General features: G+C 70.6%; 14 protein-coding genes, 1 other RNA gene and 1 pseudogene. 1 reads left to right on the forward strand and 15 read right to left on the reverse strand.

The window, feature by feature from the left end:
- Positions 1–30: 30 nt before the first annotated feature.
- The 14 genes and pseudogenes from FHX80_RS09365 to ftsE all read right to left on the reverse strand — a co-directional run bounded on the left by FHX80_RS09365 (position 31) and on the right by ftsE (position 16,675).
- Positions 31–1,464: an NAD-dependent malic enzyme gene (locus FHX80_RS09365; protein WP_145763783.1), complete on the reverse strand. Its 1,434-nt coding sequence runs from the start codon at positions 1,462–1,464 to the stop codon at positions 31–33.
- A 436-nt stretch (positions 1,465–1,900) separates the two neighbouring features.
- Positions 1,901–4,282, reverse strand: coding sequence for a HelD family protein (locus FHX80_RS09370; protein ID WP_145763784.1), 2,382 nt, complete (start codon positions 4,280–4,282; stop codon positions 1,901–1,903).
- 210 nt (positions 4,283–4,492) lie between these two features.
- Positions 4,493–5,101 (reverse strand): CGNR zinc finger domain-containing protein, encoded by a 609-nt coding sequence (locus FHX80_RS09375; RefSeq protein ID WP_145767168.1) that lies wholly within the window; start codon positions 5,099–5,101, stop codon positions 4,493–4,495.
- 167 nt (positions 5,102–5,268) lie between these two features.
- Positions 5,269–5,853: a GNAT family N-acetyltransferase gene (locus FHX80_RS09380; protein WP_145763785.1), complete on the reverse strand. Its 585-nt coding sequence runs from the start codon at positions 5,851–5,853 to the stop codon at positions 5,269–5,271.
- Positions 5,854–6,099: 246 nt separating this feature from the next.
- A complete protein-coding gene (locus FHX80_RS09385; RefSeq protein WP_145763786.1) occupies positions 6,100–7,242 on the reverse strand; it encodes a uroporphyrinogen-III synthase in 1,143 nt (380 codons plus the stop codon).
- Positions 7,243–7,371: 129 nt separating this feature from the next.
- Positions 7,372–7,990: pseudogene (locus tag FHX80_RS09390) on the reverse strand (hypothetical protein).
- 127 nt (positions 7,991–8,117) lie between these two features.
- The gene (locus FHX80_RS09395; RefSeq protein ID WP_145763787.1) at positions 8,118–9,503 is read right to left on the reverse strand and encodes an acyltransferase family protein; all 1,386 of its coding nucleotides are present in this window, start codon (positions 9,501–9,503) and stop codon (positions 8,118–8,120) included.
- Positions 9,500–11,695: a bifunctional polysaccharide deacetylase/glycosyltransferase family 2 protein gene (locus FHX80_RS09400; protein WP_208764610.1), complete on the reverse strand. Its 2,196-nt coding sequence runs from the start codon at positions 11,693–11,695 to the stop codon at positions 9,500–9,502. The genes FHX80_RS09395 and FHX80_RS09400 overlap by 4 nt, the downstream gene beginning before the upstream one ends.
- The gene (locus FHX80_RS09405) at positions 11,696–12,385 is read right to left on the reverse strand and encodes a RodZ family helix-turn-helix domain-containing protein (protein ID WP_145763788.1); all 690 of its coding nucleotides are present in this window, start codon (positions 12,383–12,385) and stop codon (positions 11,696–11,698) included.
- A gap of 389 nt (positions 12,386–12,774) precedes the next feature.
- Positions 12,775–13,162, reverse strand: a transfer-messenger RNA (tmRNA) gene (gene ssrA / locus FHX80_RS09410).
- Positions 13,163–13,282: 120 nt separating this feature from the next.
- Entirely contained in the window at positions 13,283–13,771 is a 489-nt protein-coding gene (gene smpB, locus FHX80_RS09415) for an SsrA-binding protein SmpB (protein ID WP_145763789.1), read from the reverse strand.
- Positions 13,772–13,789: 18 nt separating this feature from the next.
- On the reverse strand, positions 13,790–14,977 hold the full coding sequence (locus FHX80_RS09420; protein WP_145763790.1) for a S41 family peptidase: 1,188 nt from the start codon (positions 14,975–14,977) through the stop codon (positions 13,790–13,792).
- Between the two features lie 67 nt (positions 14,978–15,044).
- Positions 15,045–15,962, reverse strand: coding sequence for a permease-like cell division protein FtsX (gene ftsX, locus FHX80_RS09425; RefSeq protein WP_145763791.1), 918 nt, complete (start codon positions 15,960–15,962; stop codon positions 15,045–15,047).
- Between the two features lie 23 nt (positions 15,963–15,985).
- Positions 15,986–16,675, reverse strand: a complete 690-nt coding sequence (gene ftsE, locus FHX80_RS09430; protein WP_024489199.1) for a cell division ATP-binding protein FtsE — start codon at positions 16,673–16,675, stop codon at positions 15,986–15,988.
- Between the two features lie 258 nt (positions 16,676–16,933).
- On the opposite strand from ftsE, the gene FHX80_RS09435 reads away from it, so the two are divergent.
- The gene (locus FHX80_RS09435; protein WP_145763792.1) at positions 16,934–17,137 is read left to right on the forward strand and encodes a hypothetical protein; all 204 of its coding nucleotides are present in this window, start codon (positions 16,934–16,936) and stop codon (positions 17,135–17,137) included.
- Between the two features lie 284 nt (positions 17,138–17,421).
- Here the strand turns inward: FHX80_RS09435 and FHX80_RS09440 are convergent, their stop codons facing one another.
- A complete protein-coding gene (locus tag FHX80_RS09440; RefSeq protein ID WP_145763793.1) occupies positions 17,422–18,267 on the reverse strand; it encodes an LPXTG cell wall anchor domain-containing protein in 846 nt (281 codons plus the stop codon).
- Between the last annotated feature and the right edge of the window lie 49 nt (positions 18,268–18,316).

Below are 18,316 nucleotides of genomic sequence, written 5' to 3' on the forward strand. Positions count from 1 at the left end.
GGGGCGCCGCGACCCGCGACGCGCCGTTCGTCAGACGGAGGTGGGGCCCGTCACAGCCGCCCCGGCCGACTTGGCGGCGTCCCGGACCGCTCCGGCGACCGCTCCGGCGACCTTGTCGTTGAAGACCGACGGGATGATGTAGTTCGCGTTCACCTCGTCCTCGGCGACGACGTCGGCGAGGGCGCGCGCGGCGGCGAGCATCATCTCCGTGTTCACGGTGCGGGACTGGGCGTCCAGGAGTCCACGGAAGACGCCGGGGAAGACCAGGACGTTGTTGATCTGGTTGGGGAAGTCCGAACGGCCGGTGGCCACGACCGCCGCCGTCTCACGGGCGACCGCCGGGTCGACCTCGGGGTCCGGGTTCGCGAGCGCGAACACGATCGCGCCCTCCGCCATGGCCGCGACATCGGTCCCGTCCAGCACGTTCGGGGCCGAGACGCCGATGAAGACGTCGGCACCCACGACCGCCTGCTTGAGGGTGCCGGTGACGGACTCCGGGTTGGTGTTGTCGGCGATCCAGCGCAGCGGCGAATCGGCGGCGGCGGAGACCAGGTCCTCGCGGCCGGCGTGCACCACGCCGTGGATGTCGGCGACGACCGCGTGCTTGACACCCGCGTCGATGAGGAGCTTCAGGATGGCCGTACCGGCCGCTCCGGCGCCGGACATGACGACCCGTACGTCCCCGATGGCCTTGCCCACCACGCGCAGCGCGTTGGTCAGCGAGGCCAGTACGACGATGGCGGTGCCGTGCTGGTCGTCGTGGAAGACGGGGATGTCCAGGGCCTCGCGCAGCCGGGCCTCGATCTCGAAGCAGCGCGGCGCGGAGATGTCCTCCAGGTTGATGCCCGCGAAGCCGGGGGCGATCGCCTTGACGATCTCGACGATCGCGTCGGTGTCCTGGGTGTCCAGGCAGATCGGCCAGGCGTCGATGCCGGCGAACCGCTTGAAGAGGGCCGCCTTGCCCTCCATCACCGGAAGGGCGGCCATCGGGCCGATGTTGCCGAGGCCGAGCACCGCGGAGCCGTCCGTCACGACTGCGACGGAGTTGCGCTTGATGGTGAGGCGGCGGGCGTCCTCGGGGTTCTCGGCGATCGCCATGCAGACCCGGGCCACACCGGGGGTGTAGATCATCGAGAGGTCGTCACGGTTGCGGATGGGGTGCTTCGACTGCATCTCGATCTTGCCGCCGAGGTGCATCAGGAACGTACGGTCGGACACCTTGCCGAGGACGACGCCCTCGATGTCGCGCAGGCCTTCGACGATCTCGTCGGCGTGGGACGTGGAGGAGGCCGCGATCGTGACGTCGATCCGAAGCTTGTCGTGGCCGGAAGCGGTCACGTCGAGGCCGGTGACCGAACCACCGGAGGACTCCACGGCTGTGGTGAGCTGGGAGACCGCTGTGCCGCTCGCGGGCACCTCCAGCCTGACCGTCATCGAGTACGAGACGCTGGGCGCCGTTGCCATGGCCGAGTCCTTCGCTTTCCTTAGCTTCATTGCTAGCGGCTGGAGCTGGCAAACAAGAACAGCCCCGCACGCGCCTTCAGATATTCGCACCTACCGGCGAGTAGCCGGTAATGACTGCCACACTTCGGAAAACATCTTCCACCATGCGGGATGCGAAGGCTCCAGTGGTACCCCCGGCGGACGCCGTGCGTGCCCACGAACAAAAACAGACCCGCGTCACCGGAAGGTGACGCGGGTCTGTCTTCTTCAGTCAAGCGGCACCGACCCGCCATGCTCGCCTCGCGGCAAGTGGTCGCTCGAAGCGACGAAGGTTGGGCCCGGGGGCTTGGATCGAGCCGGTGCCGACACCAGGCTAACAAACACCCTGGAGAAGTGATTCCCGTGGCGCAGGTTGACCGGGAAAAGGCTCCCCGGCCCGCCGCCGCCCCGGTCGGCGTCAGTCCCTCAGCAGGTCCGGCACCCCGTCCTCGTCGGGCAGGTCCCGCTCCCCCGAGACGACCGTGAGCTGCTGGGTCGCCCGCGTCAACGCGACGTACAGCACCCGCAGCCCCGCCGGGGACTCGTCCGCGATCTCCGCGGGCGAGACGACCACCGTGGCGTCGTACTCGAGGCCCTTCGCCTCCAGGCTGCCGAGCGCGACCACCCGTTCGCCGAGCTCCGCGAGCCACTTGCGGGCCTGCGCACGCCGGTGCATCGCGACGACGACACCGACCGTGCCGTCCACCTCGCCGAGCAGCCGCCGCGCCTCCTCGCGCACCGTCCCGGCCAGATCCCCGTCCCGCACGGTCTCGAAGCGCGGCCGGACGCCCGTGGAGCGGACGGCGGCCGGTGACTCCATGCCGGGCATCGCGAGCGCGAGGACCTTGGTGGCGAGTTCGGCGATCTCCGCCGGGTTGCGGTAGTTGACGGTCAGGGTGAACCGGCGGCGCGGACGGTTGCCGAGCGCCTCGTCACGCGCCGCGGCGGCCTCGTCCGGGTCGGACCAGGAGGACTGCGCCGGGTCCCCGACGATCGTCCAGGTGGCGTGCCGGCCGCGGCGGCCGACCATGCGCCACTGCATGGGCGTGAGGTCCTGCGCCTCGTCGACGATGACGTGCGCGTACTCCGTGCGCTCCGCCGCGAGCCGCTCGGCCCGCTCCCACTGGGTCTCCTCCCGCTGCGGCATCAGCTCCTCCAGACCGGTGAGGTGGTCCAGCGGATCGAACTCGCGCTTGCGCTTCGGCCGGTTCGGGGTGCCGATCAGATTCTGCAACTCGTCCAGCATCGCCACGTCGTGGACGGACAACGGCCCCTGCCCCGCACTGTCGAGGCGCTTCAGGGAGCGCGCCAGCCTGCGCACCTCGCCCTGGTTGAGGGTGCGGCGCGCCCATCGGGCGAGCCGCTTCTCGTCGGACATCGCGGCGAGCACCCCGCGCGGGGTGAGCTCGGGCCACCAGGCGTTCAGGAACTGGATGAACGGCGTCTCGGTGGAGACGTCCTCGTCGAACGACGAGCGCAGTTCGGCGGCCAGCTCCTGATCGGTGTAACGGCCCCGGCCGGACGACCTGCTCCACAGCGCGTCCAGCAGCAGCTTGCGGGCGCGCGGGCGCAGCAGGTTGACCGGTGCGGTGCCGCTGAGGACGTTGTTCCGGATGCGCCGGAGCTCGTCCTCGTTCAGCTCGACGCGGGCGCCGAAGGCCACCACCCGCAGCCGGGTGGGCGTGACGGCCTCCTGCGGAGCCTGCTCCGCCTCCCCGAACGCCAGCTGGCCCTCGGCCTCGGGGGCCGGCCGGACCACGGGCTGCTCCAGCGCCCCGCGGGCCGCCTTGCGCAGCACATGGAGGATCCGGGAGGAGCCCTTGATGCGGGCGACGGCCGGTTCGTCGTAGGTGGTGGCGCCCGCCGTGCCCGCCGCATCGTCCGACAGCGAGCCGACCGCACGGATCGCGACCTGGCCCTCCTCGCCGAGCGAGGGCAGCACCCCTTCGGTGTACGCGACCAGCAGCGGCGTCGGCGAGACGACGAGGATGCCGCCCGCGTACCGCCGCCGGTCCTGGTAGAGCAGGTACGCGGCACGGTGCAGGGCGACCGCCGTCTTGCCGGTGCCGGGACCGCCCGAGACCTCGGTGACCGAGGCGGCGGGCGCCCGGATCACCAGGTCCTGCTCCGCCTGGATGGAGGAGACGATGTCCCGCATGGTGTGGCTGCGGGCCTGCCCGAGCGCCGCCATCAGCGCACCGTCCCCGATGACGGGGAGCTTGTCGCCCCCCAGGTACGCGGTCAGCTCGGGACGCATCAGGTCGTCCTCGACCCCCAGGACCCTGCGGCCCTTGGAGCGGATGACCCGGCGGCGTACCACCCTGCCCGGTTCCTTGGGCGTCGACCGGTAGAAGGGCGCGGCGGCCGGCGCCCGCCAGTCGATGACCAGCGGCGCGTAGTCGGAGTCGAGGACCCCGATCCGGCCGATGTGCAGTGTCTCCGCGATGTCGGCGGTGCTGTCCTCCCGTACTGCGTCGTCGGCCGGATCCACGGAGGTGAACGCGCCGTCGGGGCCGCGCTCGCCGTCCTTGCCGAGCAGCAGGTCGATCCTCCCGAAGAGGAAGTCCTCGAACTCGCTGTTCAGCCGGTTGAGGTGGATTCCGGCCCGGAACACCTGGGCGTCTCGCTCGGCGAGCGCTCCCGGTGTCCCGACCTGGCCGCGTTTGACGGCATCACTCATGAGAAATTCCGCCTCGTGGATCTTCTCCTCGAGGCGGTGGTAAACACGGTCGAGATGTTCCTGCTCGACACCGATTTCCCGGTCCCGCAACGAATCGACAGCGGCATCCTGCGCGGCCACCGAGGCCCCCTTCTGACGTGCATTGGGCAGCCGTCAACCCTATGCGACGCGAGGCCCGTCGCGCACCTGCCACGAGCATGTGATCTCGCCGGCCGGGGACACCCGTCGGGGACACCCGTCGGGGACACCCGTCGGGGACACCCGTCGGGAACGTGCCGGCCGTGGCCGACGACCGGGACGCCGGTGGGGGCGCTCAGCGGCTCCCAGGGGTCACGGCGCCCCGGACCCGTCGGCCCGGTCCGCGTTCCGCCGCCGGTGCCGGGCCACCCGTTCGCGGTTCCCGCACACCTCGCTCGAACACCAGCGCCGGCGCCGGCCGCGTGAGGTGTCCAGATAGATCCGGTGGCAGGTGTCGCCCTCGCAGCGGCGCAGCCCGCCCAGCGCCACCGGGTCGGTGAGGAGCTCCACGGCGTCGCGCGCCACGGTGGCGAGCAGCGCCCGGCAGTCGGGTTCGGCGGTGAGCCCGCGCACCAGGGCGCCGTTCCCGGCGCGCACGGCGCGCACTCCGGGCGGCGCTCCGGCGGCGAGTGCGTTGACCCGCTCCAGGGCGCCCTCGGCCCCACGGCCGCCGAGCTGCGCGGTCAGCAGCCGGTCGACGGCGGTCCTCAACTGCCGGAAGAGTACGAGCCAGTCGTGGTCCACGGCGGCGAGCCGGGTGCCCCGCGGTACGGACCCGGAGGCCACCAGCCAGTCGGCGAGCAGCTCGGGCCGGTCCAGCGGATCGGGGGCGCCGGGGCCGCCGGCCGCCGTCGCCACCAGGTCGAGACAGAGCCGCCCGGCGTCGAACCGCCAGTCGCACGAGCCCTTGCGCGTCGCCATGCGCATGTCACCACCTCGGGTCCGGCGGGCGTCCACACCAGAGTGCCCCTCCCGAACCCCGCCCGTAACCCCTGCCGCCGCGCGGACCACGGCAGCCGGGGCCGCTCGGCGTCCGCCCGAGCGGCGCCGGCCCGTTCAGACCCCGGGCCGTTCAGACCCCGGGCCGTTCAGGCCCCGGGCGCGGCCGGTTCCCCGGTCAGCGGGCCGTCGTGCAGGATGCGCTGGAAGAGCCGGTGGTCGCGCCATTCGCCGTCGATGTGGAGGTAGCGCGGGGCGAGGCCGAACTGCTCGAAGCCGCACTTGGTGAGCACCCGTTGCGACGCCGTGTTGGCCGTCACCGTCCCGGCCTCGACCCGGTGCAGCCGCAGCTCGTCCCGGGCCAGGTCGCAGATCTTGCGCACCGCGGCGGTGGCCAGCCCGCGGCCCGTGTACTCGACGTCCACCCAGTAGCCGAGCGTGGCGCTGCGGAACGGCCCGAGTGCGATGGCGTTGAGGTTGAACCCGCCGATCGCCCGGTCCTCCTCGTCCGCCAGCACCCAGGCCATCGCGCGCCCCGCCTCGCGGTCGGCCAGCAGCCCGGCCAGCCGCTGCCGCTGCCCCTCCTCGGTGTAGAAGGCGTCGGGCCGCCGGGGCTCCCAGGGCCTCATGTACGCACGGCTGCGGGTCATCGATTCGGCGAGGGAAGCGGCGTCGGCCGCGGTGACGGGACGCAGTCGTACCTCCGCGTCGAGCCGGTGGGTCTCGTTGATCATCCCCGCACGGTATCCCGGCCCGATCAGGCCGCTCCGGCCGATCCGGAGGCATGGGCCGCCCGGAACGCGGCACGGGCGCTCATGCGCACCGCCGCGTCCGCCCTCCCCCTGCGGTCCCCGCGCCCGATGACGCGACAGCCCCCTCAGGAGTCCACGCAGTTGCGGCAAGGCGGTTCCTCAGCAGCCCGCGTACTTGCGGCAAGGCGGTTCCTCAGCAGCCCCGCGCGTTATGGCAAGGCAGTTCCCTCACGAGTCCGCGTACTTGGCGTCCGACGCCGGGTCCAGGGCCAGCCGGTAGCCGCGCTTGACGACCGTCTGGACGATCCGGGGCACGCCGAGTGCGGTACGCAGCCGGGCCATCGCCGTCTCCACCGCGTGCTCGTCCGTACCGCTGCCGGGCAGGGCGCGCAGCAGATCGGCGCGGGGCACCACCCAGCCCGGCCTGCGGGCCAGGGTGTGCAGCAGGGCCATCCCGGCCGGCGGTACCGGGCGCAGCTCGTCGTCGACCAGGACGGCGTGGCCGCGGATCTCGACCCGGTGTCCCGCGACGGGCAACGCACGTGCCCGGGTGGGCAGTTCACGGCAGAGCGTCTGGACGAGCGGGCCGAGCCGGAAGCGCTCCGGCTGGACCGTGCCGATCCCGCGGTCCTGCAACGGCAGTGCGGTGACCGGTCCGACGCAGGCCGACACGACGTCGTCCCGCAGGGCGCTCAGCAGTTCGGGAAGCAGCCCGCGCACCTCGGCACGGCCCAGCAGCGAGGCGGCGGCCGGGGCGCTGGTGAAGGTGAGCGCGTCCAGGTCGCGGGCGACGGTGAGGTCGAGGAGCCGGTCGAGCGGGGTGATGTCCTCGGGCGGCATCCAGCGGTAGACCGGGACGCCGATGACCTCGGCTCCGGCCGCCCGCAGTGACTCCACGAAGCCGGGGAGCGGTTCGCCGTGCAGCTGGAGGGCGATGCGGCGGCCCTCGACGCCCTCCGCCAGCAGCCGTTCCAGCACCTCCGCCATGGACTCGGAGGCGGGTGACCACGCCTCGGTCAGCCCGGCGGCCCGGACCGCGCCCTTGACCTTGGGGCCGCGGGCCAGCAGCTCGACGCCGCGCAGCCGGTCCAGCAACTGGGCCCCGATACCCCAGCCCTCGGCGGCCTCGATCCAGCCCCGGAAGCCGATCGCGGTGGTGGCGAGGACCACGTCGGGGGCGCTGTCGATGAGTTCCTCGGTGGCGGCGAGGAGTTCACCGTCGTCGGCGAGCGGCACGATCCGCAGGGCCGGCGCGTGCACCACGGCGGCGCCGCGTCGCCGCAGCAGCGTGGCGAGTTCGTCCGCCCGGCGCGCGGCGGTGACGCCGACCGTGAAGCCCGCGAGGGGCCCGTGCTGTTCGTCGTCGCGCATATGGTCTACCCGGCTCTCGTCCCGCTGCTGCTCGATGGTGCGGAGGACCGACCCTGTCAACGATGCGTGACAGGCTCGGTTCACCGGTATTTCCCGCCCGTTACGTCACCCGACACCGTGCGGTCATCATCACACCTCGGCGTGGCGGAGCCGGGGCTTCGCCGGGACGGCCGCGGTGCGGCGAAGGTATACCGCCCAGGTGAGCACGGAACACACTCCGTACAGGACGAGGAAGGACCAGAAGGCCGCCGTTCCCGTGCCCGAAGTCCGGAAGGACTGCCGGAACGCGAGGTCGATGCCGAGCCCGCCGAGTGCGCCGACCGCACCGATGAGCCCCATGGCCGCCCCGGACAGCCGCCGTCCGTGGGCCGCCGCCTCCTCGCCGCGCAGGCCCCGGGCGAGCGCCTTGGCGAGGAAGACGCCGGGCGACGGTCGGCAGCAGGAGGGTGAGCGCGCTGAACACGGTCCGGTTCCGCCCGCCGAACCGGGCCACGGCGAAGGTGTACGGCACCCGCACGATCGCGCCGACCAGCGTCGCGGTCGAGATCAGGAAGAACTTTCCGGCCGGGTCCACCCCGTACTCCGGCCCCATGAACAGGACCATCACCGACCACAGGGTCCAGACGGAGAAACCGATGTGCTCGGAGAGGACGGAGAACCAGAGATTCCGGCGGGCGATCCGCTCACCCTTCTCCCGCCAGAAAGTCTCGTCCTCCGGCTCCCACTGCTCGATCCAACGGCCAGCCATCACGCGCCTCCACGGTGGACGGGGTGTTGTTCCCGACGCCAGCGAGCACGCGTTTCGGCGTGGTGCCGTGAGGTGACCGGTGCGCAACCTTGCTCTCACCGGGCCGGGGGCGGCCCGGTGAGGGCGGTCACCGCCGGCGCGGTCCCGAGGTCCCGGCCCCTTCCGGTGTGCCCCGTCCGGCGGCCCGCTTCCCGGCCCGCCCCGGCTCGCCGTTGGGCCAGAGCCGCGGCCGCCGTTTGGCCGCCACGTCCTCGACCCAGCCGACCGCGACGATCATCACCCCTATCAGGGGCCAGATCAGGATCAGCATGAGCACGTTGTACGAGGCGTCGATGTACGTACCGAGGTGGTCACCGACCCACGGGACGTTCCACAGCTGGTCGATGATCGGCATCGTCGCCATGATCAGCATGTTGTGCCAGAGGTAGATCGTCACGGCCCGGTTGTTGGCAAGGGTGATCGGGCTGTCCCAGTCGGCCAGCCGGCCGGGCAGCTCCTTCCACGAGGGCGCGTACTGGAGCAGGATCGCGCAGAAGCCGAGCGACCAGGTGGCCTGGGCGAGCGGGATCTCGTCCAGGTTCCAGCCCTCGTCGGTGAGGTGTCCGGACGCCCACCAGAGGCCGAAGGCCATGATGATCGCGGCCGATGAGACCGAGATGTAGCGCGGGATCCTGCGCAGCAGCCCGTCGTTGTGGGCGAAGCCCAGGATCCAGCAGGAGCCGAACGTCGCGAAGTCGACGAGCGCCTCGCCCGTCGCCCCGGGAACGGTCACCACACCGGTGCCGATGACGGCGGTGAGGCCGATCGGCGCGAGCAGCGTCGCCCAGGGCAGTTTGCGGAACGCCTTCAGCAGCAGCGGGGAGGCCAGTACGAACCACAGGTAGGCGCGGATGTACCAGAGCGGGCCCACCGCCTGTTCGGCCCAGGACTGCTCCAGGAGCCCGCTTTCGGAACCGCTCACCCACGGGTACGGCGGCGAGCCGACCGGCAGGATGTAGCAGCCCAGCTTGAGGAACCACCAGATGCCCTCCTCCCGCACCGGCTTCAGGCCCATCACGAACATCATCGGCACGACGAGGGCGGCGAACGCCCACATCGGCGGCAGCAGCCTGCGCAGCCGGCTGCGCAGGACGCTCCAGGCGGGCCGGGCCAGCGACCGGGCCATCAGTGAGCCGGCCAGCGCGAACATCACGCCCATGGACGGGAACAGGATGGTCAGCCAGGCCCAGCCGAACAGGTGGTAGACGACGACGCGGACCAGCGCGACGGCACGGAGCAGGTCGAGATAGCGGTCGCGGCCGCCCGCCTTCGCCTTGGTGTCCACCGGCGCCTTCGCGGGGGCGGGCACCGCCGCCGGGGCCGCGGCCTCGGGGGGCGGCGCGTACCCCGCGTCGCCGGACCAGCGCTGCTCCGGGACGGGGAGCTGGGCGGGGAACGGGGCGGGGAACGGCACCGTGTGCGGCTCCCCTGGCGGCTGCTGCGGGTACGCCGAGGGGTGGTTCGGGTGGGTCATGCGACGGGCCTCCGGTCATTGCTGCTGCCGCGCCGCTGGCTGGGCATCGAGCCGGGCGCCTCCACGACACCGGTACGGCGCAGCTTCTGCCAGCGCAGCCGGCCGCCGGTGAGAGCGGTGATCCAGGACTGGAGCAGCACCACGTACATGAGCTGCCGGTAGAGGATCTGCTGGAGGGGCAGCGAGATCAGATGCGTCATGCGTTCCCGGTCGAGCCGGAAGGCGTACGCGGCGCAGACCGCCTGCACCGCGAGGACGCCGAGCCAGGCGACGACGGTCTGCTGGGTGGGGCCGAAGGCGAGTCCGTACAGCAGGAAGACGTCGATGAGGGGCGCGAGCAGCGGGGCGACGACCATGAACAGGGCGACGAACGGCAGCCCGACGCGTCCGAACCGGCCGGAAGGACCGCGCTCGATGACCGCCCGGCGGTGCTTCCAGATGGCCTGCATCGTGCCGTACGACCACCGGTAGCGCTGCGACCACAGCTGCTGCACGGACTCCGGCGCCTCGGTCCAGGCACGGGCGTTCTCCGCGTACACGACGTGCCAGCCGTCCCGGTGCAGGGCCATCGTGACGTCGGTGTCCTCGGCGAGGGTGTCCTCGCTCATGCCGCCGATCCGGTCCAGCGCGTCGCGGCGGAACGCCCCGACCGCGCCGGGGATGGTGGGCATGCAGCGCAGCATGTCGTACATCCTGCGGTCGAGGTTGAAGCCCATCACGTACTCGATGTGCTGCCAGGCGCCGATCATCGAGTCGCGGTTGCCGACCTTGGCGTTGCCCGCGACGGCCCCGACCCGTGGGTCGGCGAAGGGCTGCACGAGCTCGCGGACGGTGGCCGGTTCGAAGACCGTGTCGCCGTCCATCATCACGATGATGTCGTGGCGGGCGTGCGCGATGCCGTTGTTGAGGGCGGCGGGCTTCCCCGCGTTGCGCTGGCGCACCACTCGTACGTTCGGCAGCCGCATCGCCTCGACGATGTCGGCGGTGCCGTCCGTGGAACCGTCGTCGATGACGATGACTTCGACCGGATAGTCGCTTGCCACCAGGGAGTGCACGGTGTTGGCGATGCACTCGCGTTCGTTGTAGGCGGGCACCAGGACGGTCACCGGGCGGGTGACCGGCTCACCCCAGCTGAAGCCCCGTTTCCGGACCCGGCGCGCGTGCATGAAGGAGAGCAGCAGCATCAGGCCGAAGCGGGCCATGACCAGCACCCCGATGATGGCGAGACCGACCACCATCACATCGGTGATGTGCTCCGAGACGCCGACGGCGTAGACGAACGCCTTGCCCTTCCAGAGCGCGAGTCCGGTGACCGGGGTGTGAGCGCTGGGGCCGCCGAGAGCGACGGTGAGATTGGTGAACTCGTACCCCTTGTCCTGCATTTTGGGCAGGAAGTGGCCGAGCGCGGCCACGGTCTGGGACCGGTCGCCGCCCGAGTCGTGCATCAGGACGATGGCGCCCTTGCCGTGCTTCGGGGTCGCGTTCTTGCTGATCACGGCGACACCGGGACGCTTCCAGTCCTCGCTGTCGGTGTTGTTGACGACGGTGAGGTAGCCACGGCTGCCGATGTACTCGGTGACCGGCCAGGACTTGTCGTCCATGGCGTCGGAGAACGAGGAGTACGGCGGCCGGAACAGCGACGTACGAATTCCGGCCGCGCCCGCCAGTACCAGCTGGTTCTGCGAGAGCTCCCAGTCGATGCGGGCGTCGGACTGGTAGGAGAGGTCGGGGTGGTTGAAGGTGTGCAGCCCGACCTCGTGCCCCTCCTTGACCATGCGCTCCACCAGACCGGGATAGCGCGAGGCCATGGTGCCGGTGACGAAGAACACCGCGTGTGCGTCGTACTCCTTGAGCTTGTCGAGCACGCGCGGGGTCCACACCGGGTCCGGGCCGTCGTCGAAGGTCAGCACGATGCGGTGATCGGGGATGCGCAGGGTCTTGGCGGGCTCGGTCGCGCTGCGCGCGTCGATGACCGGCCCGCCTTCGAGGATCTGCTCGGGCACCTGGTCGGTGGCCGCCGGCGGCTGGATCCGGTGGTCGGCGAGGATTTCGCTGTGCACGTAGCCGCGCAGCATCAACATGGCGAGCAGGGCAACGAGGAGCAGGAACGGCAGCAGGTAGCGCATGGGGAGCCTGCGCCGCCGGGTCCGCTTCTTTTTGTTGTGCCTGCCCCGCGGGACGGGGATGGTCATTTACTTGGCGCCTTCTTGGTCTTGCACAGGAGGTTCCGGGGACTCGACGGGCGGTGTGGTGGTGTCCGGCGGCGGCGTCTCCGGGGTGACAGGAGGCGTATCGGGGCCGGCGGGCGGGGCGGAGACCGAGGCGTTGGCGGACGGAGCGGTGACACCGCCGGTGCCGCCACCACCACCGCTCTCGGTCCCGCCCTTGGGCGGCAGGACCGGGGCCGACACCGAGGAACCGGCGCCGGACGCCGGGGGGCCGGTGGCGGCGGAGCTGTCCGGCAGCGCGGCGCTGCTTGCGTCCACCGGGGCGGACGGCGAGGAACTGGCCGTCGCGCCGGGTGCCACCGGGGCGTCCGTGCTCTCGCCGGGTGAGGGCGACACCTGCACCTCGTCCGCCTTCTTGTGCTCCTCCTGGCCGGAGAGCGGCAGGAACGGAGCGCTGGAGTTGCCGCCCAGGACGGCGCCGACGAGCGTCACCGCGAAGCAGACGCAGACGGCGGCGATCACCCAGCCGAACCGCCGGAGCGTCCGGCTCCGCCGCCCGCTCTCGTCGACGAAGACCGGGCCGTCGGAGCCTTCCGGAGCGCCGGGTTCCGGGCGCAGCTCGGAGAGCTGCCGTCCCAGTCCGTCGAGTTGGATGGTGACTTCGTTCGGCTCGTGCGTATGGCCCGCACGGGCACCTTCACGCCAAGTTTCCACTGTTGTACGCACTTCCCCCACTCAGATCGGGTGCGCGCACATGACCGGTTATGTGTCGCCGGACCGGGCCCCCACCCTGTCCACGCGCCCCCTACCACAGTGCACCCGGACGATGAATGTAGCGCACGCGGGAGGCACTCCGGCCCCCCGGTCAGGTGCTGTTCATGATGAGGGATACATCTGTTTCGCCTCGTGGCGGGGCCACCGCACGGGCGGTTCCGGAGTTGAAGCACTTTGCCGGACCGCACGCCGGGGCGCACGCTCCCGCACACGACCATGATCCGCCGCCCTGCGAGGCCGGCAGAAGAGGCCGTCGAGAAGCCAGAAGAGGGCAGACAAAAACGAGGACCCCGTTGCCGGTGGCAACGGGGTCCTCGTTCACATGGGAATTGTGGAGATGGCGGGAATCGAACCCGCGTCCAACGGTGCGGAATCAGGGCTTCTCCGAGTGCAGTTCGCTGCGCTTTTCTCGGCCCCGGAGGTCACACGAACAAGCCTCCGACAGGCCCAGCCACTGTTTGATTTCCTTCTGAGCCCCGTGACCGGGCTCAGAAGTTTAGATCCCTTAATGATGCCAGGATCCGGGTCGGGATCACCCCCGGGCTGACACTCCGCAGAGTCTTCGCTTAGCTGCTAATTAGGCAGCGAGGGCGAAGGCGGAGGAATCGCGCTTGGAATTGGCGATTATTGGTTGCGACATATGGTTAACGAGATCATTGCCGCTTCCTCGACTCGCTTCCCCTGCTTCGACATCCGCTGTCGAAACCGATCATCCCCATGTTGATTTTTCAAAGGTGGTACACACCCCGTGGGGTGCAGTGCCATCGTACGTGACCAACGTACGACGATGCCAGCGTATTCCTGGTGGACCGGCGGGCTGCCGGTCATCAGGGCCGGTCAGGCGCTTCGCTGGCGCCGGCGGACCGCCGAGATCGCCCGGTTCGTCTCCCTGGTGTCCTGCTTCTCACGCAGCGTCTGCCGCTTGTCGTACTCCTTCTTGCCCTTCGCCAGCGCGATCTCGACCTTGACCCTGCCGTTCAGGAAGTACAGGGCGAGCGGCACGATCGTGTGGCCGGTCTCCTGCGACTTCGACTCCAGCTTGTCGATCTCGGCCCGGTGCATCAGCAGCTTGCGCTTGCGCTTGGCCGAGTGGTTGGTCCAGGTGCCCTGGACGTACTCCGGGACGTGGATGTTGTGCAGCCACGCCTCGCCGCCGTCGATCTGCACGAAGCCGTCCACCAGCGAGGCCCGGCCCATGCGCAGCGATTTGACCTCGGTGCCCATCAGTACGAGGCCGCACTCATAGGTGTCGAGGATGGTGTAGTCGTGTCGCGCCTTCTTGTTCTGCGCGATGATCTTGCGCCCGGTGTCCTTTTCCTTAGCCATAGTGCGGCCATTTTCGCACTACGACCCACCCCCGAGGCCACTCAATACTGTCTCGGCCCGCTGCTGGGCCCGTGAGCTCACCGCGAGGTCCGGCGTGATGCCCCGGTCGTCGACGCTCCGGCCGGCCGGAGTCCGGTAGTGGCCCACGGTCAGCTCGGCCACCGCTCCGCCCGCGAGCTTGCTCGGCATCTGGACGGAGCCCTTGCCGAAGGTCCGCGAACCGACCGTGACCGCGCGCCCCCGGTCCTGCAGTGCGCCGGTCAGCAGCTCGGCCGCACTCATCGTGCCGCCGTCGACGAGGACGACGACGGGGCGCTCGGTGTCGCCCCCCGCGTCCGCGTACAGGACGCGCTGCTCGCCGTGCACGTCATAGGTGGCGACCAGGCCGCCGTCCAGGAAGGCGGAGGCGGCGGTGACGGCCTCGGTGACCAGCCCGCCCGAGTTGCCGCGCAGGTCCAGCAGCACTCCGGCGCCCGCCGGTGCCTCCCGGACGGCGTCACGGACCTCGGCACCCGAACCCTTGGTGAACGAGCCGACCTCGATCAGGACGGCCGCGGGGGAACCGGAACGGTCCGGTCCGAGCCGCCGCACGGTGACGGCCTCGGTGGCGAGACGGGCCCGGTGCAGCGTCGCGGTCCGGCCGGTGGAACCCCGCTGCACGCCCAGCACGACGGCGCTCCCCACGGCCGCGCCCGTACGGTCGCCGCGCAGCAGGGCCACCACGTCGGAGACGGGGCGCCGGTCGACCCGGCGGCCGTCGATGGTGCGGATCAGGTCGCCCGCGCGGATACCGGCCCGGTCGGCGGGGCTGCCCGGCTGGACCCGGGCTATCGCGACCAGCCCGTCGGCGGAGCGCCTGGCGGCGATCCCGACGCCCGTGTACGAGCCGTCGAGGGCCTGCTCGAACTCCTGGTACTCCCGCTCGTCGTACACCGCGCCCCACCGGTCCCCGCTGCGGCTGACGACCTCCTCGGCCGCCTCCGTACCGGACTTGCCGTCCGCGACCGCGTCGGCGGCCGCGTCGGCCACCGCGTCGCGGTCGGCGAAGGAGGCGACGGACCGGGTCTTCAGCGCCGGGCTCCGCTCGTCGCCGCGAGGCAGCGAACCGGTGGCGGCGGCCGTGGCGAGAACGCTCGCGAAGACCAAGGTCAGGGCCGCCCCGCGGCAGAGCCCGCGGGGCCCGACACGGTGAGGGGGGCCAGACATGGCGCCGAGTCTAGGACAACGCCTCCCCGGCGCACGGCCCGTTGGCCGCACGCCGGGGAGGCGCTTGTCATACCTTGAGGTACTTGCGCAGCGCGAAGAGAGCGGCAACCGCGGGCATCAGCAGGCCGATCGCCAGGACCAGCGGAAGCTTGGTGAGGACCGCGTCCCAGCCGATGAAGTCGATCAGATTCAGCTTGTCCTGGAGCGCCAGACCACCGTCGATCAGGAAGTAGCGCCCGGCCAGCAGCATGACGCAGGCCAGCACACCGCCGATCAGACCGGCGAACGCGGCCTCCATGATGAACGGCATCTGGATGTAGAAGCCGGAGGCGCCGACGAGCCGCATGATGCCCGTCTCACGCCGTCGGCTGAACGCGGACACCCGGACCGTGTTCACGATCAGCATCAGCGCGATGACCAGCATCAGCGCCATCACGAAGAGCGCGGCGACGTTCATGCCGTTCATCAGCCCGAAGAGGTTGTCCAGAATGCTTCTCTGGTCCTGGACCGACTGCACCCCGTTGCGCCCGGCGAAGGCCGTGGCGACGACCTTGTACTTCGTCGGGTCGTGCAGCTTGACGCGGAACGACTCCGGCATCTGGTCCGGCGTGATGTTGCCGGCCATCGGGGAGTCGCCGAACTCCTCCTGGTAGTGCTTGTACGCCTGGTCCGACGACTCGTACGTCACCGTGTCGACGACGTCCATCTTCTTGAGATCGCCCTCGATCTCCTTCTTCTGCTCCTCGGTGACCGCACCCTTGGCGCACTGGACCACCGTCTCCGAATCCCCCTTGCCGCAGAGGTAGATGGAGACGTTGACCTTGTCGTACCAGTAGTCCTTCATCGTGCTGACCTGCTCGCGCATGAGCAGCGCGCCGCCGAACAGGGCAAGCGAGAGGGCGACGGAGACGACGACGGCGAAGGTCATCGTGAGGTTGCGACGGAGGCCGACGCCGATCTCCGACAGGACGAACTGGGCGCGCATGGCGTCCTTTCAGTGCTCGGTGCTCAGTGCTGGTAGCCGTAGACGCCGCGCGCCTGGTCGCGTACGAGACGGCCCTGCTCGAGCTCGATGACGCGTTTGCGCATCTGGTCGACGATGTTCTGGTCGTGGGTCGCCATGATCACGGTGGTCCCGGTCCGGTTGATCCGGTCCAGCAGCTTCATGATGCCGACCGAGGTCTGCGGGTCGAGGTTTCCGGTCGGCTCGTCCGCGATCAGCAGCATGGGCCGGTTCACGAAGGCCCGCGCGATCGCCACGCGTTGCTGCTCACCGCCGGAGAGCTCACCGGGCATGCGGTCCTCCTTGCCGCCGAGACCGACGAGGTCGAGGACCTGCGGAACCGCCTTGCGGATCTCGCCGCGCGGTTTGCCGATCACTTCCTGGGCGAACGCCACGTTCTCCGCGACGGTCTTGTTGGGAAGCAGCCGGAAGTCCTGGAAGACCGTGCCCAGCTGGCGGCGCATGTGCGGCACTTTCCAGTTGGACATGCGTGCGAGGTCCTTGCCGAGGACATGGACCATGCCCTGACTGGCGCGCTCTTCACGGAGGATGAGCCGCATGAAGGTGGACTTGCCGGAGCCGGAGGAGCCCACCAGGAAGACGAACTCACCCTTCTCGATATCGAGAGACACATCCCGTAGAGCGGGACGGCTCTGCTTCGGGTAGGTCTTGGAGACGTTGTCGAATCGGATCACGGATGCACCACGGTCGGCCGGGAGTAGGTGAGCGTGACCATACGCGAACCGGACTGACGCGTGCAGGCGCGCGTACCGGGATGGGTGATTTATGCCGGAACGCAGGCGGACGCGAACCGGGAGCTTCCCTGACCTGTCCGGCGGGCCGCGCCGAAATCCGTGCGAGCTGGCACAGTGGTAGGGGAACGGTCGCGTTTCCGTGAGCGTTGTGCGGAGTGAAGGCTTGTGCGGCTCCGCCGCGCGGGAGGAGGAAAGCGCATGACCTATGACCGATTGGTGTGCGCGAACTGTGCGGCGCCCGTGGCCGAGGGGCGCTGCCCCGTATGCCGGGCCAGCCGCGCACGGCTGGAGCAGCAGGGGCAGGGCCAAGGCCCCCTCGGTGGCATGAACCCGATGATGCTGATCGCCCTGCTGGTGGTGCTGCTGTGCGCGCTGGCGCTGCTCGCCCACCAGGCGGCGTGACCGAAAGCACCCGTCCGATTACCTGAACCGTCCGGCTGGGCGCTCTCCGGGGCGACCCGACGCCGGTCGGTCCGGTGGCGTGCCCCGGAGATCGGTGCCGCCCTCCAGCCGCCGCGAGAGACGCCGGTGCGCGCCGCAGGCCCTTCCAGGCCGTTCTCCCGCTCCAGGACCCCGGGAGGCGGCCAGGAGCGTGGTTCGACACACCGACTCCCAGGCGCGAACAGAGGGACCCGGTCCACGGCATCCGTGGACCGGGTCCCTCTGTTCGTACTTATCGACGGCCCTCAGGCGACCGTGCGGCCGTTCATCAGGCGCGGGAGGATCCGGAAGCCGATGCCCCCGGCGATCATCGTCGCGGCGCCGACCAGCAGGAACGTGGTCTCGGCGGCACCGGTCTCGGCGAGCTCGTCCTTGCCCTTGCCCTGCTCGGCCGGCTGGTTGCCGACCGAGTCGGTGTCGGTGTTGTCGGCGCACTCGGCGCCGTCGAGGTCGACGGTGCAGGTGCCCGCGCCATCGGTGGATCCGGTGGTCTCGCCCGAGGTCGATGTGCCACCCGAGGTCGAGGTCTCGCCCGAGGTCGAGGTGCCACCCGTGGTCGATGTCTCGCCGGTCGTGCCGGTGTCACCCGAGGTGCTGGTCCCGCCGGTGGTGCTGGTCCCGCCCGTGGTCGAGGTCTCACCGGTGGTGCTGGTCCCGCCCGTGGTCGGGGTCTCGCCCGTGGTGCTGGTCTCACCGGTCGTGCTGGTCTCACCAGTGGTGCTGGTCTCGCCCGTGGTCGAGGTCTCACCGGTGGTGCTGGTCTCGCCCGTGGTCGAGGTCTCGCCCGTGGTGCTGGTCTCACCCGTGGTGCTGGTGTCGCCCGTGGTCGAGGTCTCACCGGTCGTGCTGGTCTCACCGGTGGTCTGCCCCTGGTCGACAGCACCGCCGGCGTCGCTGCCCTCGGTCTCGCCCTGCGGGATGTCGAGCCCGGCATCGACGCCGAGGCCGCTATCGCCGGACGGGGCCTTGGCGGAAAGACCGACATTGATGCCGACGGCCTGCGCCGCACCGGCGGCGGTGAGCGAGGCGCCTGCGGCGATGACCGCACCCGCGGCGATCCGCGCGACACGGACTCGCGTCTTCTTCGTCATGTGCTGCTACCCCCAGTAGCCGTTCTCGTCAGTGGAGCAGCCATATGCG

This window comes from Streptomyces brevispora (assembly GCF_007829885.1).
GTDB lineage: Bacteria > Actinomycetota > Actinomycetes > Streptomycetales > Streptomycetaceae > Streptomyces > Streptomyces brevispora.